27 protein-coding genes and 1 tRNA gene are annotated in these 18,466 nt (G+C 66.0%); 25 read left to right on the forward strand and 3 right to left on the reverse strand.

Annotation, left to right across the window (positions count from 1 at the left end):
• Genes BBBF_RS04460 through BBBF_RS04480 form a run of 5 tightly spaced genes read left to right on the forward strand, consistent with a single transcriptional unit; the run spans window position 1 to window position 1,797 of the window.
• Complete coding sequence (locus BBBF_RS04460) at window positions 1-198, forward strand: hypothetical protein (RefSeq protein WP_003813024.1); 198 nt, start codon at window positions 1-3, stop codon at window positions 196-198.
• Window positions 199-241: 43 nt separating this feature from the next.
• The gene (locus BBBF_RS04465; protein ID WP_021647714.1) at window positions 242-991 is read left to right on the forward strand and encodes a DUF1922 domain-containing protein; all 750 of its coding nucleotides are present in this window, start codon (window positions 242-244) and stop codon (window positions 989-991) included.
• A gap of 20 nt (window positions 992-1,011) precedes the next feature.
• The gene (locus BBBF_RS04470; RefSeq protein WP_021647715.1) at window positions 1,012-1,221 is read left to right on the forward strand and encodes a type II toxin-antitoxin system HicA family toxin; all 210 of its coding nucleotides are present in this window, start codon (window positions 1,012-1,014) and stop codon (window positions 1,219-1,221) included.
• Entirely contained in the window at window positions 1,218-1,628 is a 411-nt protein-coding gene (locus tag BBBF_RS04475; protein WP_003820654.1) for a type II toxin-antitoxin system HicB family antitoxin, read from the forward strand. Before BBBF_RS04470 ends, BBBF_RS04475 begins: the two co-directional genes overlap by 4 nt.
• Window position 1,629: 1 nt before the next feature.
• The gene (locus tag BBBF_RS04480) at window positions 1,630-1,797 is read left to right on the forward strand and encodes a helix-turn-helix domain-containing protein (protein ID WP_003813031.1); all 168 of its coding nucleotides are present in this window, start codon (window positions 1,630-1,632) and stop codon (window positions 1,795-1,797) included.
• A 152-nt stretch (window positions 1,798-1,949) separates the two neighbouring features.
• On the opposite strand, the gene BBBF_RS04485 is transcribed toward BBBF_RS04480, so the two are convergent.
• The 3 genes from BBBF_RS04485 to BBBF_RS10520 all read right to left on the reverse strand — a co-directional run bounded on the left by BBBF_RS04485 (window position 1,950) and on the right by BBBF_RS10520 (window position 2,494).
• Entirely contained in the window at window positions 1,950-2,153 is a 204-nt protein-coding gene (locus BBBF_RS04485) for a hypothetical protein (protein ID WP_003813034.1), read from the reverse strand.
• A complete protein-coding gene (locus tag BBBF_RS04490) occupies window positions 2,143-2,301 on the reverse strand; it encodes a hypothetical protein (RefSeq protein ID WP_021647724.1) in 159 nt (52 codons plus the stop codon). The genes BBBF_RS04485 and BBBF_RS04490 overlap by 11 nt, the downstream gene beginning before the upstream one ends.
• Before the next feature lie 64 nt (window positions 2,302-2,365).
• The gene (locus BBBF_RS10520; protein WP_021647725.1) at window positions 2,366-2,494 is read right to left on the reverse strand and encodes a hypothetical protein; all 129 of its coding nucleotides are present in this window, start codon (window positions 2,492-2,494) and stop codon (window positions 2,366-2,368) included.
• Window positions 2,495-2,603: 109 nt separating this feature from the next.
• Here BBBF_RS10520 and BBBF_RS04500 point away from each other — a divergent pair, with 109 nt between their 5' ends.
• The 20 genes from BBBF_RS04500 to BBBF_RS04595 all read left to right on the forward strand — a co-directional run bounded on the left by BBBF_RS04500 (window position 2,604) and on the right by BBBF_RS04595 (window position 18,466).
• The gene (locus BBBF_RS04500; RefSeq protein ID WP_033509722.1) at window positions 2,604-2,972 is read left to right on the forward strand and encodes an HNH endonuclease signature motif containing protein; all 369 of its coding nucleotides are present in this window, start codon (window positions 2,604-2,606) and stop codon (window positions 2,970-2,972) included.
• A gap of 285 nt (window positions 2,973-3,257) precedes the next feature.
• Complete coding sequence (locus BBBF_RS04505) at window positions 3,258-3,845, forward strand: bifunctional DNA primase/polymerase (RefSeq protein WP_013389872.1); 588 nt, start codon at window positions 3,258-3,260, stop codon at window positions 3,843-3,845.
• Between the two features lie 19 nt (window positions 3,846-3,864).
• A complete protein-coding gene (locus tag BBBF_RS04510; protein WP_003813042.1) occupies window positions 3,865-4,254 on the forward strand; it encodes a hypothetical protein in 390 nt (129 codons plus the stop codon).
• Window positions 4,254-6,056 carry a terminase gene (locus BBBF_RS04515; protein ID WP_013389873.1) on the forward strand — a complete coding sequence of 601 codons (1,803 nt, stop codon included), beginning with the start codon at window positions 4,254-4,256 and terminating at the stop codon, window positions 6,054-6,056. Before BBBF_RS04510 ends, BBBF_RS04515 begins: the two co-directional genes overlap by 1 nt.
• On the forward strand, window positions 6,050-7,456 hold the full coding sequence (locus tag BBBF_RS04520) for a phage portal protein (RefSeq protein WP_021647727.1): 1,407 nt from the start codon (window positions 6,050-6,052) through the stop codon (window positions 7,454-7,456). Before BBBF_RS04515 ends, BBBF_RS04520 begins: the two co-directional genes overlap by 7 nt.
• Window positions 7,440-8,654 carry a VG15 protein gene (locus tag BBBF_RS04525; RefSeq protein WP_013389875.1) on the forward strand — a complete coding sequence of 405 codons (1,215 nt, stop codon included), beginning with the start codon at window positions 7,440-7,442 and terminating at the stop codon, window positions 8,652-8,654. The genes BBBF_RS04520 and BBBF_RS04525 overlap by 17 nt, the downstream gene beginning before the upstream one ends.
• Window positions 8,651-8,911, forward strand: a complete 261-nt coding sequence (locus tag BBBF_RS04530; RefSeq protein ID WP_003816704.1) for a hypothetical protein — start codon at window positions 8,651-8,653, stop codon at window positions 8,909-8,911. Before BBBF_RS04525 ends, BBBF_RS04530 begins: the two co-directional genes overlap by 4 nt.
• Before the next feature lie 197 nt (window positions 8,912-9,108).
• Window positions 9,109-9,190: transfer RNA gene (locus BBBF_RS04535), tRNA-Tyr, on the forward strand.
• A gap of 28 nt (window positions 9,191-9,218) precedes the next feature.
• Window positions 9,219-9,782 (forward strand): hypothetical protein, encoded by a 564-nt coding sequence (locus BBBF_RS04540; RefSeq protein WP_021647728.1) that lies wholly within the window; start codon window positions 9,219-9,221, stop codon window positions 9,780-9,782.
• 29 nt (window positions 9,783-9,811) lie between these two features.
• Window positions 9,812-10,768, forward strand: a complete 957-nt coding sequence (locus BBBF_RS04545; RefSeq protein WP_003816701.1) for a phage major capsid protein — start codon at window positions 9,812-9,814, stop codon at window positions 10,766-10,768.
• Complete coding sequence (locus tag BBBF_RS04550) at window positions 10,768-11,202, forward strand: head fiber protein (protein WP_003816698.1); 435 nt, start codon at window positions 10,768-10,770, stop codon at window positions 11,200-11,202. Before BBBF_RS04545 ends, BBBF_RS04550 begins: the two co-directional genes overlap by 1 nt.
• A gap of 13 nt (window positions 11,203-11,215) precedes the next feature.
• Window positions 11,216-11,713 (forward strand): hypothetical protein, encoded by a 498-nt coding sequence (locus BBBF_RS04555; protein ID WP_021648013.1) that lies wholly within the window; start codon window positions 11,216-11,218, stop codon window positions 11,711-11,713.
• Entirely contained in the window at window positions 11,710-12,144 is a 435-nt protein-coding gene (locus BBBF_RS04560) for a DUF6093 family protein (RefSeq protein WP_003813058.1), read from the forward strand. The genes BBBF_RS04555 and BBBF_RS04560 overlap by 4 nt, the downstream gene beginning before the upstream one ends.
• The gene (locus BBBF_RS04565) at window positions 12,134-12,562 is read left to right on the forward strand and encodes a hypothetical protein (protein ID WP_003813060.1); all 429 of its coding nucleotides are present in this window, start codon (window positions 12,134-12,136) and stop codon (window positions 12,560-12,562) included. Before BBBF_RS04560 ends, BBBF_RS04565 begins: the two co-directional genes overlap by 11 nt.
• Entirely contained in the window at window positions 12,559-12,969 is a 411-nt protein-coding gene (locus tag BBBF_RS04570) for a transcriptional regulator (protein WP_003813063.1), read from the forward strand. Before BBBF_RS04565 ends, BBBF_RS04570 begins: the two co-directional genes overlap by 4 nt.
• 73 nt (window positions 12,970-13,042) lie before the next feature.
• Window positions 13,043-13,585 carry a phage tail tube protein gene (locus tag BBBF_RS04575; protein ID WP_003823514.1) on the forward strand — a complete coding sequence of 181 codons (543 nt, stop codon included), beginning with the start codon at window positions 13,043-13,045 and terminating at the stop codon, window positions 13,583-13,585.
• A gap of 94 nt (window positions 13,586-13,679) precedes the next feature.
• Window positions 13,680-14,186, forward strand: a complete 507-nt coding sequence (locus BBBF_RS04580; RefSeq protein ID WP_003823512.1) for a DNAase primase — start codon at window positions 13,680-13,682, stop codon at window positions 14,184-14,186.
• Window positions 14,187-14,248: 62 nt separating this feature from the next.
• Window positions 14,249-14,545 carry a hypothetical protein gene (locus BBBF_RS04585; protein ID WP_003813069.1) on the forward strand — a complete coding sequence of 99 codons (297 nt, stop codon included), beginning with the start codon at window positions 14,249-14,251 and terminating at the stop codon, window positions 14,543-14,545.
• Between the two features lie 10 nt (window positions 14,546-14,555).
• Complete coding sequence (locus BBBF_RS04590) at window positions 14,556-17,690, forward strand: phage tail tape measure protein (RefSeq protein ID WP_021648014.1); 3,135 nt, start codon at window positions 14,556-14,558, stop codon at window positions 17,688-17,690.
• On the forward strand, window positions 17,687-18,466 hold the full coding sequence (locus tag BBBF_RS04595; RefSeq protein WP_033509685.1) for a phage distal tail protein: 780 nt from the start codon (window positions 17,687-17,689) through the stop codon (window positions 18,464-18,466). Before BBBF_RS04590 ends, BBBF_RS04595 begins: the two co-directional genes overlap by 4 nt.

Genomic DNA, 18,466 nt, shown 5'->3' on the forward strand with positions numbered 1-18,466 from the left:
ATGGCCGTCACGAAACGCAAGGCGGAGATGGTCGTCACGTGGCACGAGCGCGGCGTCGACATCGAGACAACATGCAGGATGCTCGGCGTCACCCCGCAGGAGGCGAGCGCGATCATCCGCCAGCACGCCGCGGAGCGGGAGCGTCGGGAGCGGGCGGAGCGCATGCGCCCGAAATTCATCGAACCGCCCATGTTCTAGGCGCCTTTATACGCCAGTATACGTCTACTGAAGGAGCGTAAAAATGGATCGGAACTGCCAGAACTGCGATAAGCCGGTCGAGGAGTCATGGACGTTGTGCAAGACGTGCCGGCGCGGGTACGCGCGGCTCCTGCACCGGCTGCGCGTCAACCTCCACCGGCTCCAGTCGGTCGCGCGCCGAGAATACCGTCTCACGGAGCCCGGCAACGGAGGCAGGCCGCAGGGAGGCGACGCGCCCGCACCCGTCGACCTGCACGCCGTCGACCTGCTCGACCAGACCGAGCAGGCCATCGAACAGGCATGCGCGGACGCGGGAACATGGCTCGGCAGGTGGCAATGGCTCGCAAAACGAGCGCCAGTCATCCTGCCCCTCCTGTGCAGGGCGTCGAACGCCGGATGGCACATGCGGCGCCTCACCCGGGCATGCGAGCGAATCGAGCGGATCGTCGACCGCATGCCACGCTCGCGTAGGATCGTCGGCATGTGCCCCGAATGCGGACGCGAAGTCCTCGCCGCGAAAGGCGAGACGCTGAGGCTCTGCAAATGCGGCAACCCCGTCAACGTGACCGAGCTGCGAGAGCAAAGCCGAGCCAAGGCCGAGGCAATGCACATCACCAAAACCCCGGCAGGCATGAGCCAATGGCTCAGGGAAAACTACGGGTACGAGGTCAGCCGCAAGACGATAACCGATGCTTTGCGACGCGGGAAGCTGCCCGGCAGCAAGCCGGTCGAAGGCGGCTATTGGGAGTTCAGCATCCGCGAGATAGTGGCTTTCGCCATGTCCAAGGCTTGACGGTAATACGCATAATGCGTATGATAAGGGGTGTGAGGTTCAAGGAAATCGAGAAGATACTCCGCAAGGACGGATGGCGACTCTACTCGCAGAGCGGAAGCCACTGCCAGTACACGCACCCCGACAAGCCCGGAAGGGTCACCGTCCCCAAACACAGCGGAGACCTCGCGCCCTTCACCGTCAGATCGATATGGAAACAAGCCGGAATCAACGAAAGAAGAATCAAATGAAACTCGTCTACCCGGTCGTCCTCTACCCATCCGGCGTCCCCGGCGGGTACACCGTGCTCTGCCCCGACATGCCCGGCCTCGTCACCGAAGGCCGGAACCTGCCCGAAGCGCTCGACATGGCCGTGGACGCCGCCAGCGGTTGGGTGCTCGGCGAACTCGAGGAAGGACGCCACGAGCCGCACGCCACCAACATCGCCGACGTGAAACCCGACGAACCGGGCGGCATCGTCACCCTCATCAGCCTCGACATGGACTCCTACGCCGAAAAATACGGCAGAAAATCAGTGCGCAAGAACGTCACTATCCCCGCATGGCTCGACACGTTCGGCGAACAGGCCGGAATCAACTACAGCCAAGTCCTGCGCGAAGGACTCGAACGCCGATACAACGACCTCCAAAACGCCTGACATGCCCACCCCGCAATTCACCGAATGGCACACCGCCGAACATCTCGAAAACGAAGAAGACATCAGACTGTATCTGGACGCCTGCAAGGCATACGACGACCCACGTCTGATGAGCTTCGCGCAACGGGAAGCAGCCAAAGCGCGAGAAAACTTTTCCAAGCGGGAGTAGGCTGCCGCCATCCCGTGGTATACTCCGTATCAGGATTAGTGTGAATGCCCTAGGAGATGCGCTCTTCTAGGGCTTTCGCATATCCAGCCACAAGGGTTCGGGGCGCTGCTGCTCAAGGCCTGCGAGCGCTTCGCGCGGACATTCGACGCGGGCTAGTCCGCGTGCTTGCGTGGTCTGCCTCCGCCGACGCCCCGACCGGGACGCTTCGCGTTCCATCCGTCTATCGTCTCCGGGAGCCAGCCGCGCGTGCGGCCTATCATGGCGTCGGGTTCGGGGAGCTTGAGGTTGAGCAGGCCGCCACTGGTGATGCCGAGGCGTTCGGCGACCTGCTTGACGCCGAGGTATTCAGTCGCCATCGTCGCTCCTCCAGCCCGCGAACAGGCCGGCAAGCCCGGCGGCCACGGCGAATCCCGCAGCCCCGTAGGGCTGGCCCGACGCCGCGAACATGGCGGATACGACGGCGAACAGCATGCTCATGATTCCCAATGTTCTCGATTTGCTCATGATGTCCCATGGAATATAGGATTGGCGGAGGGGTTCCGGCTAATAGGTCTAGCCGGAACCCGTTTTACTTCTTCCTGCGTTTCCGCTTGGACCGGCCCTTCTTGTCGGGCTTGTCCCTGCGGACCTCGATCCAGATGGTCACCGCTATGGCGACCCAACTGGTGATGAGCTGCATCCAATCCCTGAGTTCCATGTCACCTCCTTTCCTTGGTCGATATATCTATAGTAATATAATTACTATAGATATGCAAGGCGGGAGCACAACGACACGCCGACCACGACGGTGGAGAGAGGTGGATGCCATGCCCTCCGCGAGCCGACGCGAGCGCTGGTACACCAGCGACAGGCGGTACCGGCTGCCCTCCGACTGGGGGCGGCGCAAGGCCGCCGTCCGAGCACGCGCACGCGGCAGATGCCAGGCCGCCAGCCACGCCCCCGGATGCAACGGGGTGGGTACGGAGTGCGACCACATCGTCGCCGGCGACGACCACGACCTCGACAACCTTCAATGGCTGTCGCACGAATGCCACAAAGCCAAGACCGAGCGGGAGAACGCCGAACGCAACCGACGACGCAAGCTCATGAGACTGCATCCGAGCGAAAGACAACCCGGACTGCTAGACTGGACGCCACGCCGGGTGGGAGGGGACTCCCCGGCGACACCGGTATAACCGCCGGATAGCACCTCCGGTTGTGCATGCGCCTGAAATCCCCGTTTTTCCTCCTGCGTCGTTTTCCGCCGGTCTTGTCCCGTTCGCCCCTCCCGTGGCCGTTTCCTCGGCTCGCTGGGGCCTTCCACGTTCGCGCGACGCTTTCCTCGCCGTCCGTCTTTCACCTCTTCAAGCCATGTCACGTTATGAATAAAACGTTGGAATATGGCCGTTATATTGTTTTCTAAGCGATGTCACGATATAGTGGATTGTGTGAACGGGACATGCGAATACTGTGGAAGCGCGATGGATGCGGCAGGACGCGGCAGGCCGCGCCGCTACTGCTCCGACCGCTGCCGCACCGCCGCCATGCGCGAGCGGCGGGCCGGGCGCAACGCGATACCGTACGAGATGACGCACGCCGACCGGTGGCTGCGCTGGAAGCGCGTCACACGCGGCGACGGCACCACCAAGCGGCCCATCACCATCGCGGGCCGTCCCGCGTCCAGCACCGACCCGGCCACATGGTGCGCATGGTGGGACGCGCTCGGCTCCACAGCGGGCGACGGACTCGGATTCGCACTCGGCGGCGGGTTCGCGTGCATCGACCTCGACCACTGCTACGACAGGCGCAACCACCTGACGGACTGGGCCAAAATGCTCCTCGCCCCCGTGGAAGGCAGAACCTACATCGAGACCAGCCCCTCCGGCGACGGGCTGCACATCTGGGGACGCTGCGCGCCCCGCGCCGGCGTCAGGGCGCGCGGGCTCGTCACCGCAGAGGCGTACAGCCGCGACCGCTACATGACCGTCACCGGCCGCCCATGGCACCACGCGCCGGCCACGCTCGCCGACCTCACGTTCCTGTTCGACGTGATCGAAAGACTCCGATAGACGGGAAGGAGACAATGGCATGCCCACGCCGAAACCCACCAAGCACCGCATGCCCACGGGCCTGACCCGCGACGGGCGCGGACAACGCCTATGGCGCGACCTGACCGACAGATGGGAATTCACCGAAGCCGAATACCGCGACCTCGAAAACGCCTGCCACACCGCCGACCGCATCGTCAAGGAACGCCGCGCCATCGGCGACGACTACACCGTCGAAGGCAGCCAGGGCCAGATCGTCGCCCACCCGCTCCTCGCCCAGCTGCGCGCCGACGAAAACCACCTCTCCAACCTCCTCAACCGGCTCGACATGCCCGAACCCGAAGAACAGGCCGCCGCCGACACACCCGGAACGAGAAGCGCCCGGATGCGCGCTGTCGCCGACTCCCGCTGGAGCAAGGCGTTCGGCTGATGGCACGGCTGCGCAACGACAACGCGGCCGCACTGATCCCCGACAGGACACGCGAACTCGCCGAGATCGCCGACTGGTACCGCCGCGCGCTCGCCGACGAGCCGGCGCGCCGATGGAACACGGGCCCGACGCTCATCGGCCCCACGTGGAAGCGCGGGGCGGACGGCGGCTGGCTGCTGCCCGAGCACACGCTCGGATGGGATTTCCTCGCGTGGTGCGGCTACTGGCTGCGCGACTCCAAGGCGCGCACCCCATGGAAATGGACGCTCGAGCAGGCGCGCTTCTGGCTGTGGTTCTACGCGCTCGACGACGAGGGCCGACCGTTGCACGACAACGCGGTGCTCCAACGGCTCAAGGGGTGGGGCAAGGACCCGATGGCCGCCGGCGGCGCGGTCGCCAGCTGCTTCGCGCCGCTCACCTTCGACCACTGGGATCCGCGCACCGGCGAGCCGGTGGGGCGTGAGGAGCCGAACGCGTGGGTGCAGGTGTGCGCCGTCAGCCAGGAGCAGACCAAGAACACCATGAAGCTGCTGCCAAGCCTGATCCCCATGGAGACCAGACGCCACTACGGCATCCAGCTCGGCAAGCTCAACATGTACGCCCTGGGCGACAGCCGCCAGATCGAGGCCGTCACCAGCTCGCCGCTCGCCCTGGAGGGCGGACGGCCCACGTTCCTGATCCGCAACGAGACCCAGAACTGGAACTCGTCGAACGGCGGACACGACATGGACGGCGTGCTCTCCGGCAACGCGGCGAAAAGCGCCGACGGCGTGAACGCGAAGATGCTCGACATCTGCAACGCCTACCGGGACGGCGAGGACAGCGTCGCGCAGAGGGTGCGCGAGGCGTGGGAGGGCACGCAGGGCGACCCCGACAGCCCCGACAAGGGGCTCAGGCCGAAATACATGGACTTCGGGCTGCTCTACGATTCCATCGAAGCCGCCCCGGACACCCCCATGACCGAGGAATCGATCCCCAAGGTCATCGCCGACGTGCGCGGCGACAGCGACTGGCTGTCCACGCGACGCATCCTCAAGGAGATCATCAACCCGAAGAACCCCGTCAGCGAATCCCGGCGCAAATGGTTCAACCAATGCCAGGCCCCCGAGGACGCGTACGTGACCAGCCAGGAATGGGACGCCAACGAACACCCCGAACTCGAACTCGGGGACGGCGAGACCATCGCCATGTTCCTCGACTGCTCCCTGACCGACGACGCCACCGCGCTCGTCGCATGCCGCATCTCCGACGGGTTCACCAAGCCGCTGGGCCTGTGGCAACGCCCGCCCGGCAAACGCGGCGACGCATGGAAGGTGCCGCGCGAAGGCGTGGACGACACCGTACGCGAAGCCATGCGACGCTACCACGTCGTCGCCTTCTGGGGAGACCCCAGCCACGTGCTCGACGACGAAACCGGACTGCACTACTGGGACCCGCTTTTCGACGCATGGCACCGCGACTACGGGCGCAGGCTCAGACTCTGGGCGCGCCCCGAAGGCCGGGACCGGCACGCCGTCATGTTCGACATGGCCCGCCTCGACGTGCAGAAACGCTTCGTCGCCTACGTCGACCAGGCCTACACCGCCATAGCCGACAAGGACTTCCCCCACGACGGCGACGCGCGCCTGCGCCGGCACATGCTCAACGCGCGCCGCCAACCCACCCGCGCCGGCATGAGCATCGCCAAGGAAGGCCGCGAATCCAAACGCAAGATCGACCTCGCGTTCTGCGCCATCGCCGCCCGCGGCATGCGCCGCGAATACCTCAACGCCAGAAAACAAGGAGGCGGACAGATATGGTGAACGCATACGAAAACGAAACCCAAGCGCTCGCCGCCCTGACCGGCCAAGCGCTGCCGGCATGGAACGCGGAACTGCCCCGGCTGGACCGCATCGACCGCTGGTGGCGGTGGAACCCCAAGCCCATCCGGCTCAAGAAGGCCACGGCCGAACACCGCATGCTGCGCGACATGGGCCACACGCCATGGCTGCGCCTCGTGGTCACCACGCTCGCCCAGACCCTCTACCTGGAGGGCGTGGACGTGCCCGGCGACGACGACAACCACACCCGCGCACGCGAATTCTGGCAACCATGGGACCGCTCGCGCATGACCGCCCGGCAGATACCCCTGCACCAGGCCGCCATCGCCTACGGCACCGCCTACGAGACCGTACGCGCCGCCAACGGGCCCGACGGGATCCGCGCGCGCATCGAATGCTGGAGCCCGCGCGAGGCCATCGCCCTGTACGACGACCCCGCCCGCGACACATACCCCCAGCTGTTCATGCGACGCCGACGCCTCAACGAAACACGCGAAAGCCTCGAACTGTGGGACGCATACAACATCTGGACATGGATCCACGCCGACGGCGCGTGGACATTCTCCGACGCCACCCCGCACAACGCGACCGACCCGAACGGACAACCCGTCTGCCCAGCTATCCGCTTCACCAACCAGATCGACCTCGAAGGACGCACCCCCGGCGAGGTCGAACCCTACATCGCGCTCGCCAACCGCTTGAACAAGGACAACTACGACCGCATGCTCGCCCAGCACTACAACAGCTGGCGCGTGCGCACCGCCACCGGACTGGACATGACCGAACTGTCCGACGCGCAACGCGAGGACAGGAAGGCCAAACTCGCGCAGGAGGACATCCTCGCCGGCGGGCCGGACGTGAAGTTCGGCACCCTGCCGGAGACCTCGTTGGACAACCTCGTCAACGCGCGCCAGGCCGACGTGGAGGAACTCGCCGCCGTCAGCCAGACCCCCACCACCGCGTTCGGCAAGATGGTCAACGTCGGCGACGCGGGCATCGAGGAATCCCACGCCGGCTTCTACGCGAAACGCAACGAGCGCCGCAAGTCGTTCGGCGTCGGCCACCTCGACGCGCTGCGCCTCGCCGCCGGCATCGAAGGCCGCACCGAAGACGCGGCCAACTTCGACCTGACCCCCTTGTGGGAGGACACCGACACGCGCACCGTCAGCCAGGCCGTCGACGCGCTCGGCAAGGCCAGCAAGATGCTCGGCGTGCCGCAGGAGGAGCTCTGGGACATGATCCCCGGCGTCACCAAGACACGAGCCGACTCATGGCGCGCATGGAAGGAGAACCATCCCGACGCGGACGCCCTGGCCGTTCAGGCGTACGCCAGCCAGCTCGCGCCGGCCACGACCGGAGGCGACGATGGCCTCGACCGGTAAAGGCGCGCTCCTGACCGACCAACACCGCCGACGCCAAGTCAGCCTCGCCATCACCGCCGACAGCCAGGCGCGACGCGCCTGGGACGCCACCCTCGACCTCAACGACCTCACCGGCACGCAGCCGATCTGGAAACGCACCATGCTCAACCTCATACAGACATGGTGGCGCATCAGCGAACAGGCCGCGCTCGCATACCTGCCGCAATACCGCGAGGCGGAAACCGGCGAAGGCCCGGGCATCGAGATCGGCGTGCAGCAGTTCGACCGCCGGCGTGCCGGCGAAAAACTCGACTGGCTCGGATCCACGAACGTGAAATGGCACCTCGCCTCCGGAGACACCCCCGAGGACGCCTACCGCAAGGCACGCGAACTGTTCCTCGGCGTCTTCCACGAGGCCGTGCTCACCGGAGGCCGCTCCGCCATCGAACACTGGGCGCAACAGGACACACGCGCCATCGGATGGCGGCGCGTATCCGACGGCGACCCCTGCGCGTTCTGCGCAATGCTCGTCACGCGCGGCCCCGTCTACACCAGCGCAAAGAAAGCCGGCCTGCGCGCCAGCGACGGCAAGAAATACCACCCCCACTGCGGGTGCACCGTCGAGGTCGTCTACGGCGACTGGGAACCCACCCAGCAGGAACAGCAGTGGATCGACGAATACTACAAGGCCGCCGAAAGCCTGCCCGAACGAACCCCACGCACCGCACAGGACATCCTGCCGATCATGCGCCGCAACGGCGCGTTCAGGGACTCCCGATCGATACGCGGAACCAAAACGGCGCTCGCCGCCCGTCGGGCCGAACGGTACGACAGGAAGATCGCCGGGCTCCGAGACAAGACGCTGAACCACATCCTGCGAGGCGAAGGCGACGGCAGACGCGGCGGCCACCTGTACGGCACCGGAGTCGCCGGGAAAACCGAATTCCCGCAGCAATGGGACGAACGGCGAATCGCCACGGCCATCAACCGGACCATCAAAACACCCGACTGGCATATCGACGCTCCCGATCCTAGGGCGTTGCATCGATTCGGGAAAACCATAGATGGGGTCCAGATCGAAGTCAAGGCGTACCTGCAGGACGGCGAATACGTCATCGACCGCGCATATCCGGTCGGAGGCGAAGGCGTGACCAGAAACACCGAAAACGGTAGAATCGACGTGAAGGCAAGCCGGTCGAAGAAGTGGAGGCAACCATGAGCGCCGCATCGGAGCGCATGACGCGACTCTCCCTCGAATCACTGAAGGTCGTCGAAGGACTCAACCCGGACATCGAGGAAGACGCCATGGAGGAGATCGACTGCGGCGAATGGGACGGGGCAATCATGGATGCACTCGATCTGGCACACGACCGCAAGGACCTGTGGCCGAAGTTCCCCGAAGAGGTCAAAGCCATGACCAGAGACCCCGAATGGCCAGACCTCCACCGCTTCGCATACATGTTCGACCGGACGTAACGCGACACCGGTCAACCAAACCCAAGCCATCCGCACCACGGGTGGCTTTTTTCATGCCCAAACACCATTCGAGCGGAGGGGCCTTGCGTTTTCCCCCCATTCCAACGCAGATAGGAAAACCGGGAAGCACCCCTCTGCTCATTGCCGGTTATTTCACGACTGCGGAGGCCCTCCCGGTTCCCCCATCATGCATCATCGGCGGGTTGCCGGAGCGGTCGAACGGGCCCGACTGTAAATCGGGCGCATCACGCCACGCAGGTTCGAATCCTGCGCCCGCCACAACACACACATCACCGAAAGGATCACCATGAGCGACGACAGCACGTTGGAAAACCAGACGAACGAATCGGATGAGGCCGCCATCACGAAAGGAACCGAACCCGATTCCGCCAACGACGACGCGGACAAGGCCCCGTGGGAGAAGAACGGCGAGGAATTCAGCCCGGAGAAGGCGTGGAATCTCATCCGCAACCTCAGGGCCGACAACGCCAAGCTCAAGGAAAGCGACGACGCGAAGGCCGTGAAGCTGCGCGAGATCGAGGACGCGAACCTCAGCGAGAAGGAGAAGGCGGACCGCGACCTCAAGGAGGCGCGGGAGCAGCTCGACGCGATCCGCACGCAGAAGGCATGGGCCGAGGCGATGGCAGAACACCAGTGCCTGACCAAGGAGGACTTCGACCTCATCGGCGCAGGCTCGCCGCAGGAGGTCAGGGAAAAGGCCGCGAAGCTCGCGGCGCGTCTCGACGCGCAGGCCGTGTCGAAGACGGACTCCAACCACATCAACCCGCTGCTGCGGGCCGACCCGACCGGGGGCACGGATCCGACTTCGAAGAAGACGGACGACTGGATGCGCTCGGCGCTGGCCAGATAGCGGCATCAACACATCAAAGGAGACATGATATGGCAGACAATTTCAGCTCGCAGATCCTGCGCGGCGACTTGGGCGGCGCGCTCATCCCCGACGAGATCAGCCAGGAGATCATCCAGACGCTTCCGCAGTCCAGCGTGCTGCTTACCCGCGCGCGCCGGGTGCCGATGAGCAGCAAGAAGAAGACGCAGCCGGTGCTCGCCTCGCTTCCCGAAGCGTACTGGGTGTCCGAAGGCGGACTCAAGCAGACGTCAAAGACCGGATGGGAGGACGTGCAGATCACGGCCGAGGAGCTCGCGGTGATCGTCCCGATCCCCGATTCGGTCGTGGACGACGCGAAGATCAACCTGTGGGATACGGTCAAGCCGCTCATCGCCGAGGCCATGGGCAAGAAGATCGACCAGGCGGGCATCTTCGGCGTGGACAAGCCGTCCACATGGGGCAACGACATCCTCGCCGGCGCCACCGCCGCCGGCACGAACGTCGCGTCCGGCACCGGAGTCGACCTCGCCGACGACATCGCCATGATCGGCCAGAAGCTCAGCGAGAAGGGCTTCGCGGTCAACGGCTTCGCCTCCCAGCCCGGCCTGAACTGGCAGCTTGCCCGCCTGCGCGACGCGAACGGCCAGCCGATATACACGCCGTCCGTCGCGGCCGGCAACCCCGCCAGCCTGTACGGCTACCCGCTCAACGAGGTCGCCAACGGCGCGTGGGACACCACCAAGGCCATGCTGCTCGCGGCCGACTGGACGAAGTTCGTGGTCGGCGTGCGTCAGGACATCACCTACAAGGTCTTCGACCAGGGCGTCATCTCCGACACCGCGGGCAACGTGGTGTACAACCTCATGCAGCAGGACGCGCAGGCCATGCGCGTGGTCATGCGCGTCGGCTTCGCCGTCGCCAACCCGCTCACCCGCATCGCGGCCAAGGGAAGCCAGTATCCGGCCGGCTTCCTCACCCCCGCCGCCTCCAGGAAGGCGGGCAAGTGATGACCGCCAAACAGGTCAGGTTCGTCACCAACGACGAACCGTTTGACAACCAGAACGTCGCCGAACTGGCCGCGTTCGACGCGGCCGGCAAACCCGTGACCATCACCGGCGGATCCGCGCCGACCGTGGACACCCTCCACGGCGCGACCGACACCGGCCGGGCCGTGATGAAGGCCACGAACGCCGCCGCGGCACGCTCGGCTATCGGGGCCGGAACGCCGTACGCGCTGCCCGCCGCCGGCACCGCCATCGGCGGAGTCAAGAAGGCCACGGCCGTCGCCGACCTCGCATCCGCCGCGGACACCGCCGCCATCATCGCCACGGTCAACGCCGTGCTCGCCGCATTCCGCGCGTCCGGCGCGATGGCCGCGCCCACGTCCGCCGACCAGCCGTCCGAAGTCCAGTCCGCGGCGATCGTGACGCCCCAACAGTAGAGGGGACGCTCCCATGGCCGAAAAACCACCGTTCGCCGAACCGGACGCGCTCGCCGAATGGATCGGCGAGGGCATCGACGCGACCTCGGCGGACTGGAAACGCGCCCGCCGCGTGCTGCGCGCCGCCTCCAACCTCGTACGCACCCAGACCGGCCGCGACTGGCTCAACGACGACGGGACGCTGGACAACCCGCTGCCCGAACAGCTGGTGGACGTGACCGTCGCGTGCGCCGCACGGTTCTACCTCAACCCGAACGCGGAGACGCAGTGGTCGAGGCAGATCGACGACGCGATGGACGGCGGCAGCCGCAAGGTCGACGAGCCGGGCATGAGCCTGACCGCCAGCGAAAAAGCCACATTGGCCAAGCTCCTGGCCGACGCCAGTCCGCTCATCGCGGGCGTCGGCGTCATCTCCACCACGCGCGGGGAACATGCCAGCCAGGACATGTCCCCGTACTGGTCGGAGGACGACGGCCGGCCCGGATTCCTGCACGCGAGGCTGACCGGATGAGCGCGGGATTCAGCCCGGCCAGCCTCAGACGGCTGCGCTCCTGGGCGACCGGTCTCATGACCGACGAATGCCGGATCGTCAGTCACGGCAGGCCCGTCACGGACCCCCACACCGGGAAGGCGACCAGTCCCGAAACGGTCCGGTACGAGGGCCGGTGCAAAGTGCAGACCAGCGGCGGCCTCGCCGCAGAGAACACGGAGGGCGGCATCGTCCAGGCCTTGGGCGCGGTCACCCCCGTGTGGTCGCTCTACCTGCATCTGCCCTACGGGACCACGGGTCTCTCTCCCGGCGACGTGGCCGAGATCACCGCGGCCACGGACCCGAACCTCAAGGGCAGGAAGTTCCGGCTGCTGAACATGCAGTCCGAGAAAACGCACGCCACCGCATGCCGGTGGAACGTCAAGGAAGTAGGCAACAGCAATGAGCAGTGACGTCACGATCGACGCCGGCGAGCTGACCGCGTTCGGCCGCCGGGTCGCCGCCGCTCACGCGATGGCCGGGGTCAGTATCGCCAAGGCCGTGAAGAAGGGGGCTCAGGTCGTCAAGGAGAAAACCCAAAGCGACCTGAATTCCAGCAGCAACGGCGGATTGCACGTTGTTCGTGTGAGATACGAGTTGGGGACCACCGGCTCGCAGATATACGCGGACATAGGCCCCGAAGATTCCGGCAAAACCCGCGAACACGGGCACACGGGCCCCACCGTCGCCGCGATCGCCTTCTACGGCACCGCGCGAGGCGGCGGAACGCACAAGCCCCCCGAGCATTACGCCGAAGAAGAGTTGCCCACGCTCGCCGAATACGTGGGCGACGCCGCCGACGACATGTTGATAGGAGCCATCGGATTATGAGCGTCATGGACATGACCTCCGCCGTGCTCGGCATGATCCCCGGACTCGACCAACCCGTGTACCTCAACCAGGAGCCGGACGAATCCGAGATGCCGCCGTGGGTCATCGCCACCTGCACCACGGACGGCCACCGGTCGACCGAGGCGGCACGGTACACGGCCCACGTGGGACGGCTGGAGATCCGGGTCGTGGACCTGACGGCCGACGCGGTCAACGTCATCTGCGATGACCGGATCATCCCCGCGATGAAATACCGGGTGCCCGCGAAAACCTCCGGGTTCACGGTCGGGCAGCTGATCCTCGACGCGGATTCCGGCGCGTACGCGGCCGGCCTGACCGCCGACGACACGTCGCGCCGCTATCAGGTGCGCGTCCTGCGGTTCCGCTTCACGTGGACCCGACCATAGTCAACCAATCATTTACCAGAAGTCTTCAAGGCCATCCCATACGAGGTGGCCTTTCCCATCGAAGGAGAACATCATGACCCTGAAACTGGGCACCGAGATCCCCGGCACGAGCGCCGAGGGCAACATCACCACACTGTGGGTGCCGACCATCGCCGACATCAAGCGCCCGACCATGGCCGAGCTGGAAGCAGGCACCGACATCTCGAACTACGTGATGCTCGGCGGCTGGACCTTCGAGCCCTCCCAGGACACCGTGAGCGACCAGCGCGAGAACAGCACGCAGGACTTCGGAGCACCCGGGCGCAAGAGCGCCGGCGACATCTCGATCGAGGTGATCGATAATACGAACACGGAGCACGCGGAACAGAACAAGGCCGTCACGCTCATGGCCGAAGGCAGCTCCGGATTCATCGTGCGCCGTCGCGGCATGGCCACGGACGCGGCCCTCGCCGCAGGGCAGAAGCTCACCGTCGTGAGCGTCAAGTGCGGCGAGAAGAAGGTCCTCAACCCGGACGCGAACACCATGATCCGAAGCACCATCCCCCTGTTCGCGCAAGCGCCAGGCTGGGAGTCCGAAACCGCCGAGATCGTGGCGGCCGCGGCCTCACACGCCTGACCATCATTCTTCCGTGCGGGCTTTCCGCATTCCTTTCCCCGCACGGAACCCCCTCATCACCAAAGGGACGCGAAACCGAGACAAGGAACGCACCATGGCATTGGAAGTCAAGCGCAAGCGCGTCGAGGTCGACCTGATCCTCGACCAGGAGAAGGCAGAACGGATCTCGCAGCTGGGCGAGCAGCTCGCCCGGGCGGCGGCATCGCACGTCACCGAGGGCGCGAACGCCGCGGCCAAACGCATCGCCAAACAGATCGACGAGCTGCGCGAGGAGGTCTCCGGGCAGATCGTGCACCTCACGTTGGAGGCCCTGCCATTGTCGCAGTGGAGGCAGGTGCTCGAGGCGAACACGACCACCACGAAGGACGGGCGCGCCGCGCAGCGCCTCGAGGACATCACCGCCGACGCGCTCAGGCTGATGATCCGCAAGAGCGTGCCGGAAACGCCCGTCGAGGATATAGCCGCCATCATCCCCGAACTGTCCGACGGGCAGCTGTCGCCCGTCTGGTACGCCATCCAGAACCTCAACGCGAGGATGATCGACCCAAAAGACTACCTCGGCCAAGCCTCCAGGATAATCCGGGGCTCGTCCGGGAACTGAGGATCTGCGCCAAGCTCGGCATCAGCTACAAGCGCTGGCTCGGGTGGGAGCCCTCCTATCGCGTGGAGCGAGATGGCCACCGGCGCATCACCGGGTACACGCCGGAAAGCGAATGGGACCAGACCGAACGCGACTGGATGCTCGCCCTCGACGACTACGAGCACAGCCTGTGCCCGCGCTGCGGCATGCCCGTGAGCGTATGCCACGACGAGCTGACGCCCACCCGGTACACGGCCGAGGCGGGCGTGTGCCAGATCAGCCTCATGCGAGACATCGCCGCCGAGGACTGGCGCAAACAGCACGACGGCGAGGCGGGCATCAAGACCATGTCACTGACCACCGCCATCAAGGCAAGATAAGGAGACCACCATGGCAGGCGGACTGAACCGCAACATCACCGTCCGCCTGCTCGCGGACACGTCGAAATTCACCGCCGGCATGGCCAAGGTGTCCGCCGAGGCCGAGAAGACCTCCACCACCATGGAGGCGTCGGGCGGCAAGACGAAGCTCCTGACCGCCGGCATCGCCGCCGCCGGCATCGCCGCCACCGCATTGGGCGTCGCCGCCGTACGCATGGCCGCCGACTTCGACGCCGGCATGTCGACCGTCCAGGCCAACACCGGAGCCAGCGCCGACGAGATGTCCCTGCTACGCCAGGCCGCCATCGACGCCGGCGCCGACACCGTGTACTCCGCCACGGACGCGGCCGACGCGATCAACGAACTCGGCAAGGCCGGCATGAGCACGTCGGACATCCTCTCCGGCGGCCTGAACGGCGCACTCGACCTCGCCGCGTCCGACGGCATGGAAGTCGCCGAAGCCGCCGAACTCATGAGCTCCGCCATGGCCCAGTTCAACCTCACCGGAGCCGACGCCACCCGCATCGCCGACGCCCTCGCCGCCGGCGCCGGCAAGGCGCAAGGCTCCGCCCGAGACCTCGGCTACGCCCTCCAGCAATCCGGCATGGTCGCCAACAGCTTCGGCATCGGCATGGAAGAGACCGTCGGCACCCTCACCAGCTTCGCCAACGCCGGCATGACCGGATCCGACGCCGGCACCAGCCTCAAAAGCATGCTCATCGCGCTCGCCAACCCCACCAAAAAAGCGCAGAACCTCATGGACGAGCTCGGCATCAGCGCCTACGACGCCCAAGGCAACTTCATCGGCCTCAAAGCCCTGGCCGGCCAGCTCCAGACCCAGATGAGCGGACTCACACAGGCACAACGCAACCAGGCGCTCGCCACCATCTTCGGCTCCGACGCGATCCGCGCCGCCAACGTGCTCTACAACGAGGGCGCCGACGGCATCGCCGACTGGACCAAGAAGGTCTCCGATTCCGGGTACGCCGCCCAGCAGGCCGCCGCCAAGAACGACAACCTGCGCGGAGACCTGGAAAACCTCAGCGGCAGCTTCGAGAGCATGATGATCAAGCTCGGCGAAGGCGGGCAGGGGCCCCTGCGCAAGCTCGTCCAGACCATCGACATGCTCGTGGACGGATTCGGGCAATTGCCCGCCCCCGTCCAACAGACCATCGTCCTCTCCACGGCGCTCGCCGGAGGCATCGTCGCGCTTCACCGCGCGATGGCACCGTTGAATTCAAGCAGCAGCCAGCTGTCAAAGAATCTCGGCATGGTTCTCGACCCCGGCCAGCGGCTTATCTCCATGAGCTCGCAACTGTATACGGGCGCCACGCAAATCGGGGCGGCGTTCTCAACCCAGAGCCGTCAGCTGGAGGTTTTCGGCAGCACCGTCAGTCGCACCTCAGGCGTCATGACCGGATTGAAAACCATGGGCAGCGGCGTCATCGACCTGCTCGGAGGCCCATGGGGCATTGCCATAACGGCAGCCGGTCTCGCATTGTTCGATTTCGCGCAGGATCAGCAGGCCGCCGCACAACGAGTGGACGAACTCACCCAAGTGCTGCAGAGCGGACAGACCGCGGCCGAATACTTCGGCAAGGCACTCTCCGACAGCTCATCCAGCCGATACACCGACGACTTCCTCAGCCGATGGGCCAGCGGATACGACGACATCGCCGAAGCCATCGACCGCATGGGCATCAGCCACCAGACCTACATCAAAGCCATCCAAGGCGACAAGGACGCCATCGAACAGGTCCACGCCCAGGCCGACGAATACGCGGCCAGCCTCAACCTCATCGACCAATGGTGGAACAACCCGTCAAGCGCCGCCTACGAGGCGCTCGCCGAACAGCAGAACGTCTTCAAGCAGGCGACCAAGGACGCGGCCGAGGCGGAGAAGGCCGCGACCGAGGCCAGCATGGGCAGGACCGCGGCCCTCATAACCGGCAACGACGCGCTGGCCGGGACCGCCGACGCATCCGCCAAGGCCGCGGACTCCGACACGATCCTGCAGGAGAGCTTCGGCGCGACCAAGGACGCGGTCAACGAGACGAGCGCCGCGCTGGGCGAGGTCATCGACGCGCTCAACACCTACTACGGTTTCGCTCTGGACGCGTCCAACGCGTCTATCGCGCTGGAATCCAGCTTCGACAAGGCATCCGAAGCGGTCGGGAAGAACGGCAGGACGCTCGACATCAACACCGAAAAGGGCCGCGACAACACGAGCGCCCTGAACGACGTGGCCGAGGCCGCGCAGAAGGCCATGCTCGCCCACGCGAAGAACGGCGAGGGACTGGAACAGGTCACGCCCATCGTCCAGAGGGCCCGCGACCAGTACATCCAGCTCGCCCAGCAGATGGGCATGAGCAAGGAGGAGGCCGAGGCCTCGGCCGACGCGTACGGGTTGAACACCGACAAGCTCAGGGACCTCATCGTCCAATCGGGCATCGCAAGCGGACAGACCGGTGACCTGCAAGCCGCCTTCGACCGGCTCGGATTGAGCACCAGCGACGTCAAGCTCAAGGTCGACAACATGGTCGGCAGCATGCGCCTCATACCAGCGGAGAAAACCACGACCGTGAGGGTCAACGACCTCGCATCGAACGCGATCCACACCATCCGGGAAGGCATCGAGCTGCTGCAGTCCAAGACCGTCACCATCCGCACCAACGTGATCACGAACGAGACGACGATCCGCAGCACGAAGGGCTCGATGATCGGCCGTCCCATCTCCTACACGGGCGGCTACTACGCCGGCAACGGCTTCGCGATGCGCGGCTACGCGTCGGGCGGCATCGTGGAGGGGCTGCTGCCCGGCACTCCGCCCCTGTCAGCGCAGGCGGACAACATCACGCTCGCCAACGCGAGGCTGCGCAGCGGCGAGTTCGTCAGCAACGACAAAAGCGTCCGATATTACGGTGCCGACACGTATGCGGCCATGAACCGCCGCCAGCTTCCGAGGGAGATGTTCACGGGCGGCGCGGAACAGCCGGGGCCCTCGGTGGCGGACATCTCCCAGGGCGTGATGGACGCGCTGGAACGCACCTCGGTCACCCTCGTGTTCGACGACCGCACCGTCGCGGCGCGGCTCGCCCCCGCGATGGACAGGGAACTGGGACGAAGGAAAGGAATGGGACTGTGAGCGTCTTCCAACGCATGCCGGCCGACCCGCTCATGCACATCCTCCTCGACGGCAGGCCGCTTGACTGGTACGGGCTGTCCGCCACGGACGGCGTCCTCGCCATCGAGGCCCCCGACCTGGCCGTCGCATACCAGAACGCGCCCGGCATGGCCGGAAGCCACGACGTGACCCTCGACGACCCGCTCGGCTGCGCGTACCCCGGGCTGCGCAGGATCGCGCTCGGCGTGGTGACCGTCGGCGAGGACGACGAGATGATGGACGCGCGCCGCCGCCTCGGCTCGCTCGTCGGCCGCCTCGCGACGCTGTCCTACCGGGAGCTGCCGGGGCAGTGGCGGGGCCGCGTCACGATCAAGGACTGGGACGAACGCATGCTCGGACCATGCCGCGTGGACTGCGCCACCACGATCGTGATGGACGCATACCCGCACATCATGGGCCGCGCCCAGCGTCACGCGCTCAGGGAAGGCGCCAACCTCCTGCACGTCACCGGCAACCGTCCGGCATGGCCGGTCCTGACGCTCACGACCTCCCGCGCCGTCTCGGCCCTGTCGATCAGGGACGGGCGCGGCCACACCATCGGCATCAGGCCGGCCGCCACGCTGCCGGCCGGCACAAGCGTGCTGGTCGACTGCAAGGCGCAGACGACGCGCGCCAACGGCACCCTCGCCCCGGTCAGCCTCGACACCGACTACTTCGCCCTGCTGCCGGGCATGAACACGCTCACCCTGTCCGGCGCCGCCGGCAGCTGCGAGCACGAACCCGAATGGATGATCTGA

It is taken from the genome of Bifidobacterium bifidum ATCC 29521 = JCM 1255 = DSM 20456 (genome assembly GCF_001025135.1).
Lineage (GTDB): Bacteria > Actinomycetota > Actinomycetes > Actinomycetales > Bifidobacteriaceae > Bifidobacterium > Bifidobacterium bifidum.

What these genes read in the sequence shown, in the direction of transcription:
- BBBF_RS04515 (WP_013389873.1), top strand. Translation starts at nt 4,254, where the DNA reads ATGGCACGGCTGCGCAACGACAACGCGGCCGCACTGATCCCCGACAGG.
- BBBF_RS04555 (WP_021648013.1), top strand. Translation starts at nt 11,216, where the DNA reads ATGGCCGAAAAACCACCGTTCGCCGAACCGGACGCGCTCGCCGAATGG.
- BBBF_RS04575 (WP_003823514.1), top strand. Translation starts at nt 13,043, where the DNA reads ATGACCCTGAAACTGGGCACCGAGATCCCCGGCACGAGCGCCGAGGGC.
- BBBF_RS04475 (WP_003820654.1), top strand. Translation starts at nt 1,218, where the DNA reads ATGAAACTCGTCTACCCGGTCGTCCTCTACCCATCCGGCGTCCCCGGC.
- BBBF_RS04525 (WP_013389875.1), top strand. Translation starts at nt 7,440, where the DNA reads ATGGCCTCGACCGGTAAAGGCGCGCTCCTGACCGACCAACACCGCCGA.
- BBBF_RS04465 (WP_021647714.1), top strand. Translation starts at nt 242, where the DNA reads ATGGATCGGAACTGCCAGAACTGCGATAAGCCGGTCGAGGAGTCATGG.
- BBBF_RS04505 (WP_013389872.1), top strand. Translation starts at nt 3,258, where the DNA reads ATGGATGCGGCAGGACGCGGCAGGCCGCGCCGCTACTGCTCCGACCGC.
- BBBF_RS04540 (WP_021647728.1), top strand. Translation starts at nt 9,219, where the DNA reads ATGAGCGACGACAGCACGTTGGAAAACCAGACGAACGAATCGGATGAG.
- BBBF_RS04550 (WP_003816698.1), top strand. Translation starts at nt 10,768, where the DNA reads ATGACCGCCAAACAGGTCAGGTTCGTCACCAACGACGAACCGTTTGAC.
- BBBF_RS04590 (WP_021648014.1), top strand. Translation starts at nt 14,556, where the DNA reads ATGGCAGGCGGACTGAACCGCAACATCACCGTCCGCCTGCTCGCGGAC.
- BBBF_RS04545 (WP_003816701.1), top strand. Translation starts at nt 9,812, where the DNA reads ATGGCAGACAATTTCAGCTCGCAGATCCTGCGCGGCGACTTGGGCGGC.
- BBBF_RS04500 (WP_033509722.1), top strand. Translation starts at nt 2,604, where the DNA reads ATGCCCTCCGCGAGCCGACGCGAGCGCTGGTACACCAGCGACAGGCGG.
- BBBF_RS04580 (WP_003823512.1), top strand. Translation starts at nt 13,680, where the DNA reads ATGGCATTGGAAGTCAAGCGCAAGCGCGTCGAGGTCGACCTGATCCTC.
- BBBF_RS04485 (WP_003813034.1), bottom strand. Translation starts at nt 2,153, where the DNA reads ATGGCGACTGAATACCTCGGCGTCAAGCAGGTCGCCGAACGCCTCGGC.
- BBBF_RS04510 (WP_003813042.1), top strand. Translation starts at nt 3,865, where the DNA reads ATGCCCACGCCGAAACCCACCAAGCACCGCATGCCCACGGGCCTGACC.
- BBBF_RS04530 (WP_003816704.1), top strand. Translation starts at nt 8,651, where the DNA reads ATGAGCGCCGCATCGGAGCGCATGACGCGACTCTCCCTCGAATCACTG.
- BBBF_RS04460 (WP_003813024.1), top strand. Translation starts at nt 1, where the DNA reads ATGGCCGTCACGAAACGCAAGGCGGAGATGGTCGTCACGTGGCACGAG.
- BBBF_RS04560 (WP_003813058.1), top strand. Translation starts at nt 11,710, where the DNA reads ATGAGCGCGGGATTCAGCCCGGCCAGCCTCAGACGGCTGCGCTCCTGG.
- BBBF_RS04470 (WP_021647715.1), top strand. Translation starts at nt 1,012, where the DNA reads ATGATAAGGGGTGTGAGGTTCAAGGAAATCGAGAAGATACTCCGCAAG.
- BBBF_RS04520 (WP_021647727.1), top strand. Translation starts at nt 6,050, where the DNA reads ATGGTGAACGCATACGAAAACGAAACCCAAGCGCTCGCCGCCCTGACC.
- BBBF_RS04565 (WP_003813060.1), top strand. Translation starts at nt 12,134, where the DNA reads ATGAGCAGTGACGTCACGATCGACGCCGGCGAGCTGACCGCGTTCGGC.
- BBBF_RS10520 (WP_021647725.1), bottom strand. Translation starts at nt 2,494, where the DNA reads ATGGAACTCAGGGATTGGATGCAGCTCATCACCAGTTGGGTCGCCATA.
- BBBF_RS04480 (WP_003813031.1), top strand. Translation starts at nt 1,630, where the DNA reads ATGCCCACCCCGCAATTCACCGAATGGCACACCGCCGAACATCTCGAA.
- BBBF_RS04490 (WP_021647724.1), bottom strand. Translation starts at nt 2,301, where the DNA reads ATGAGCAAATCGAGAACATTGGGAATCATGAGCATGCTGTTCGCCGTC.
- BBBF_RS04570 (WP_003813063.1), top strand. Translation starts at nt 12,559, where the DNA reads ATGAGCGTCATGGACATGACCTCCGCCGTGCTCGGCATGATCCCCGGA.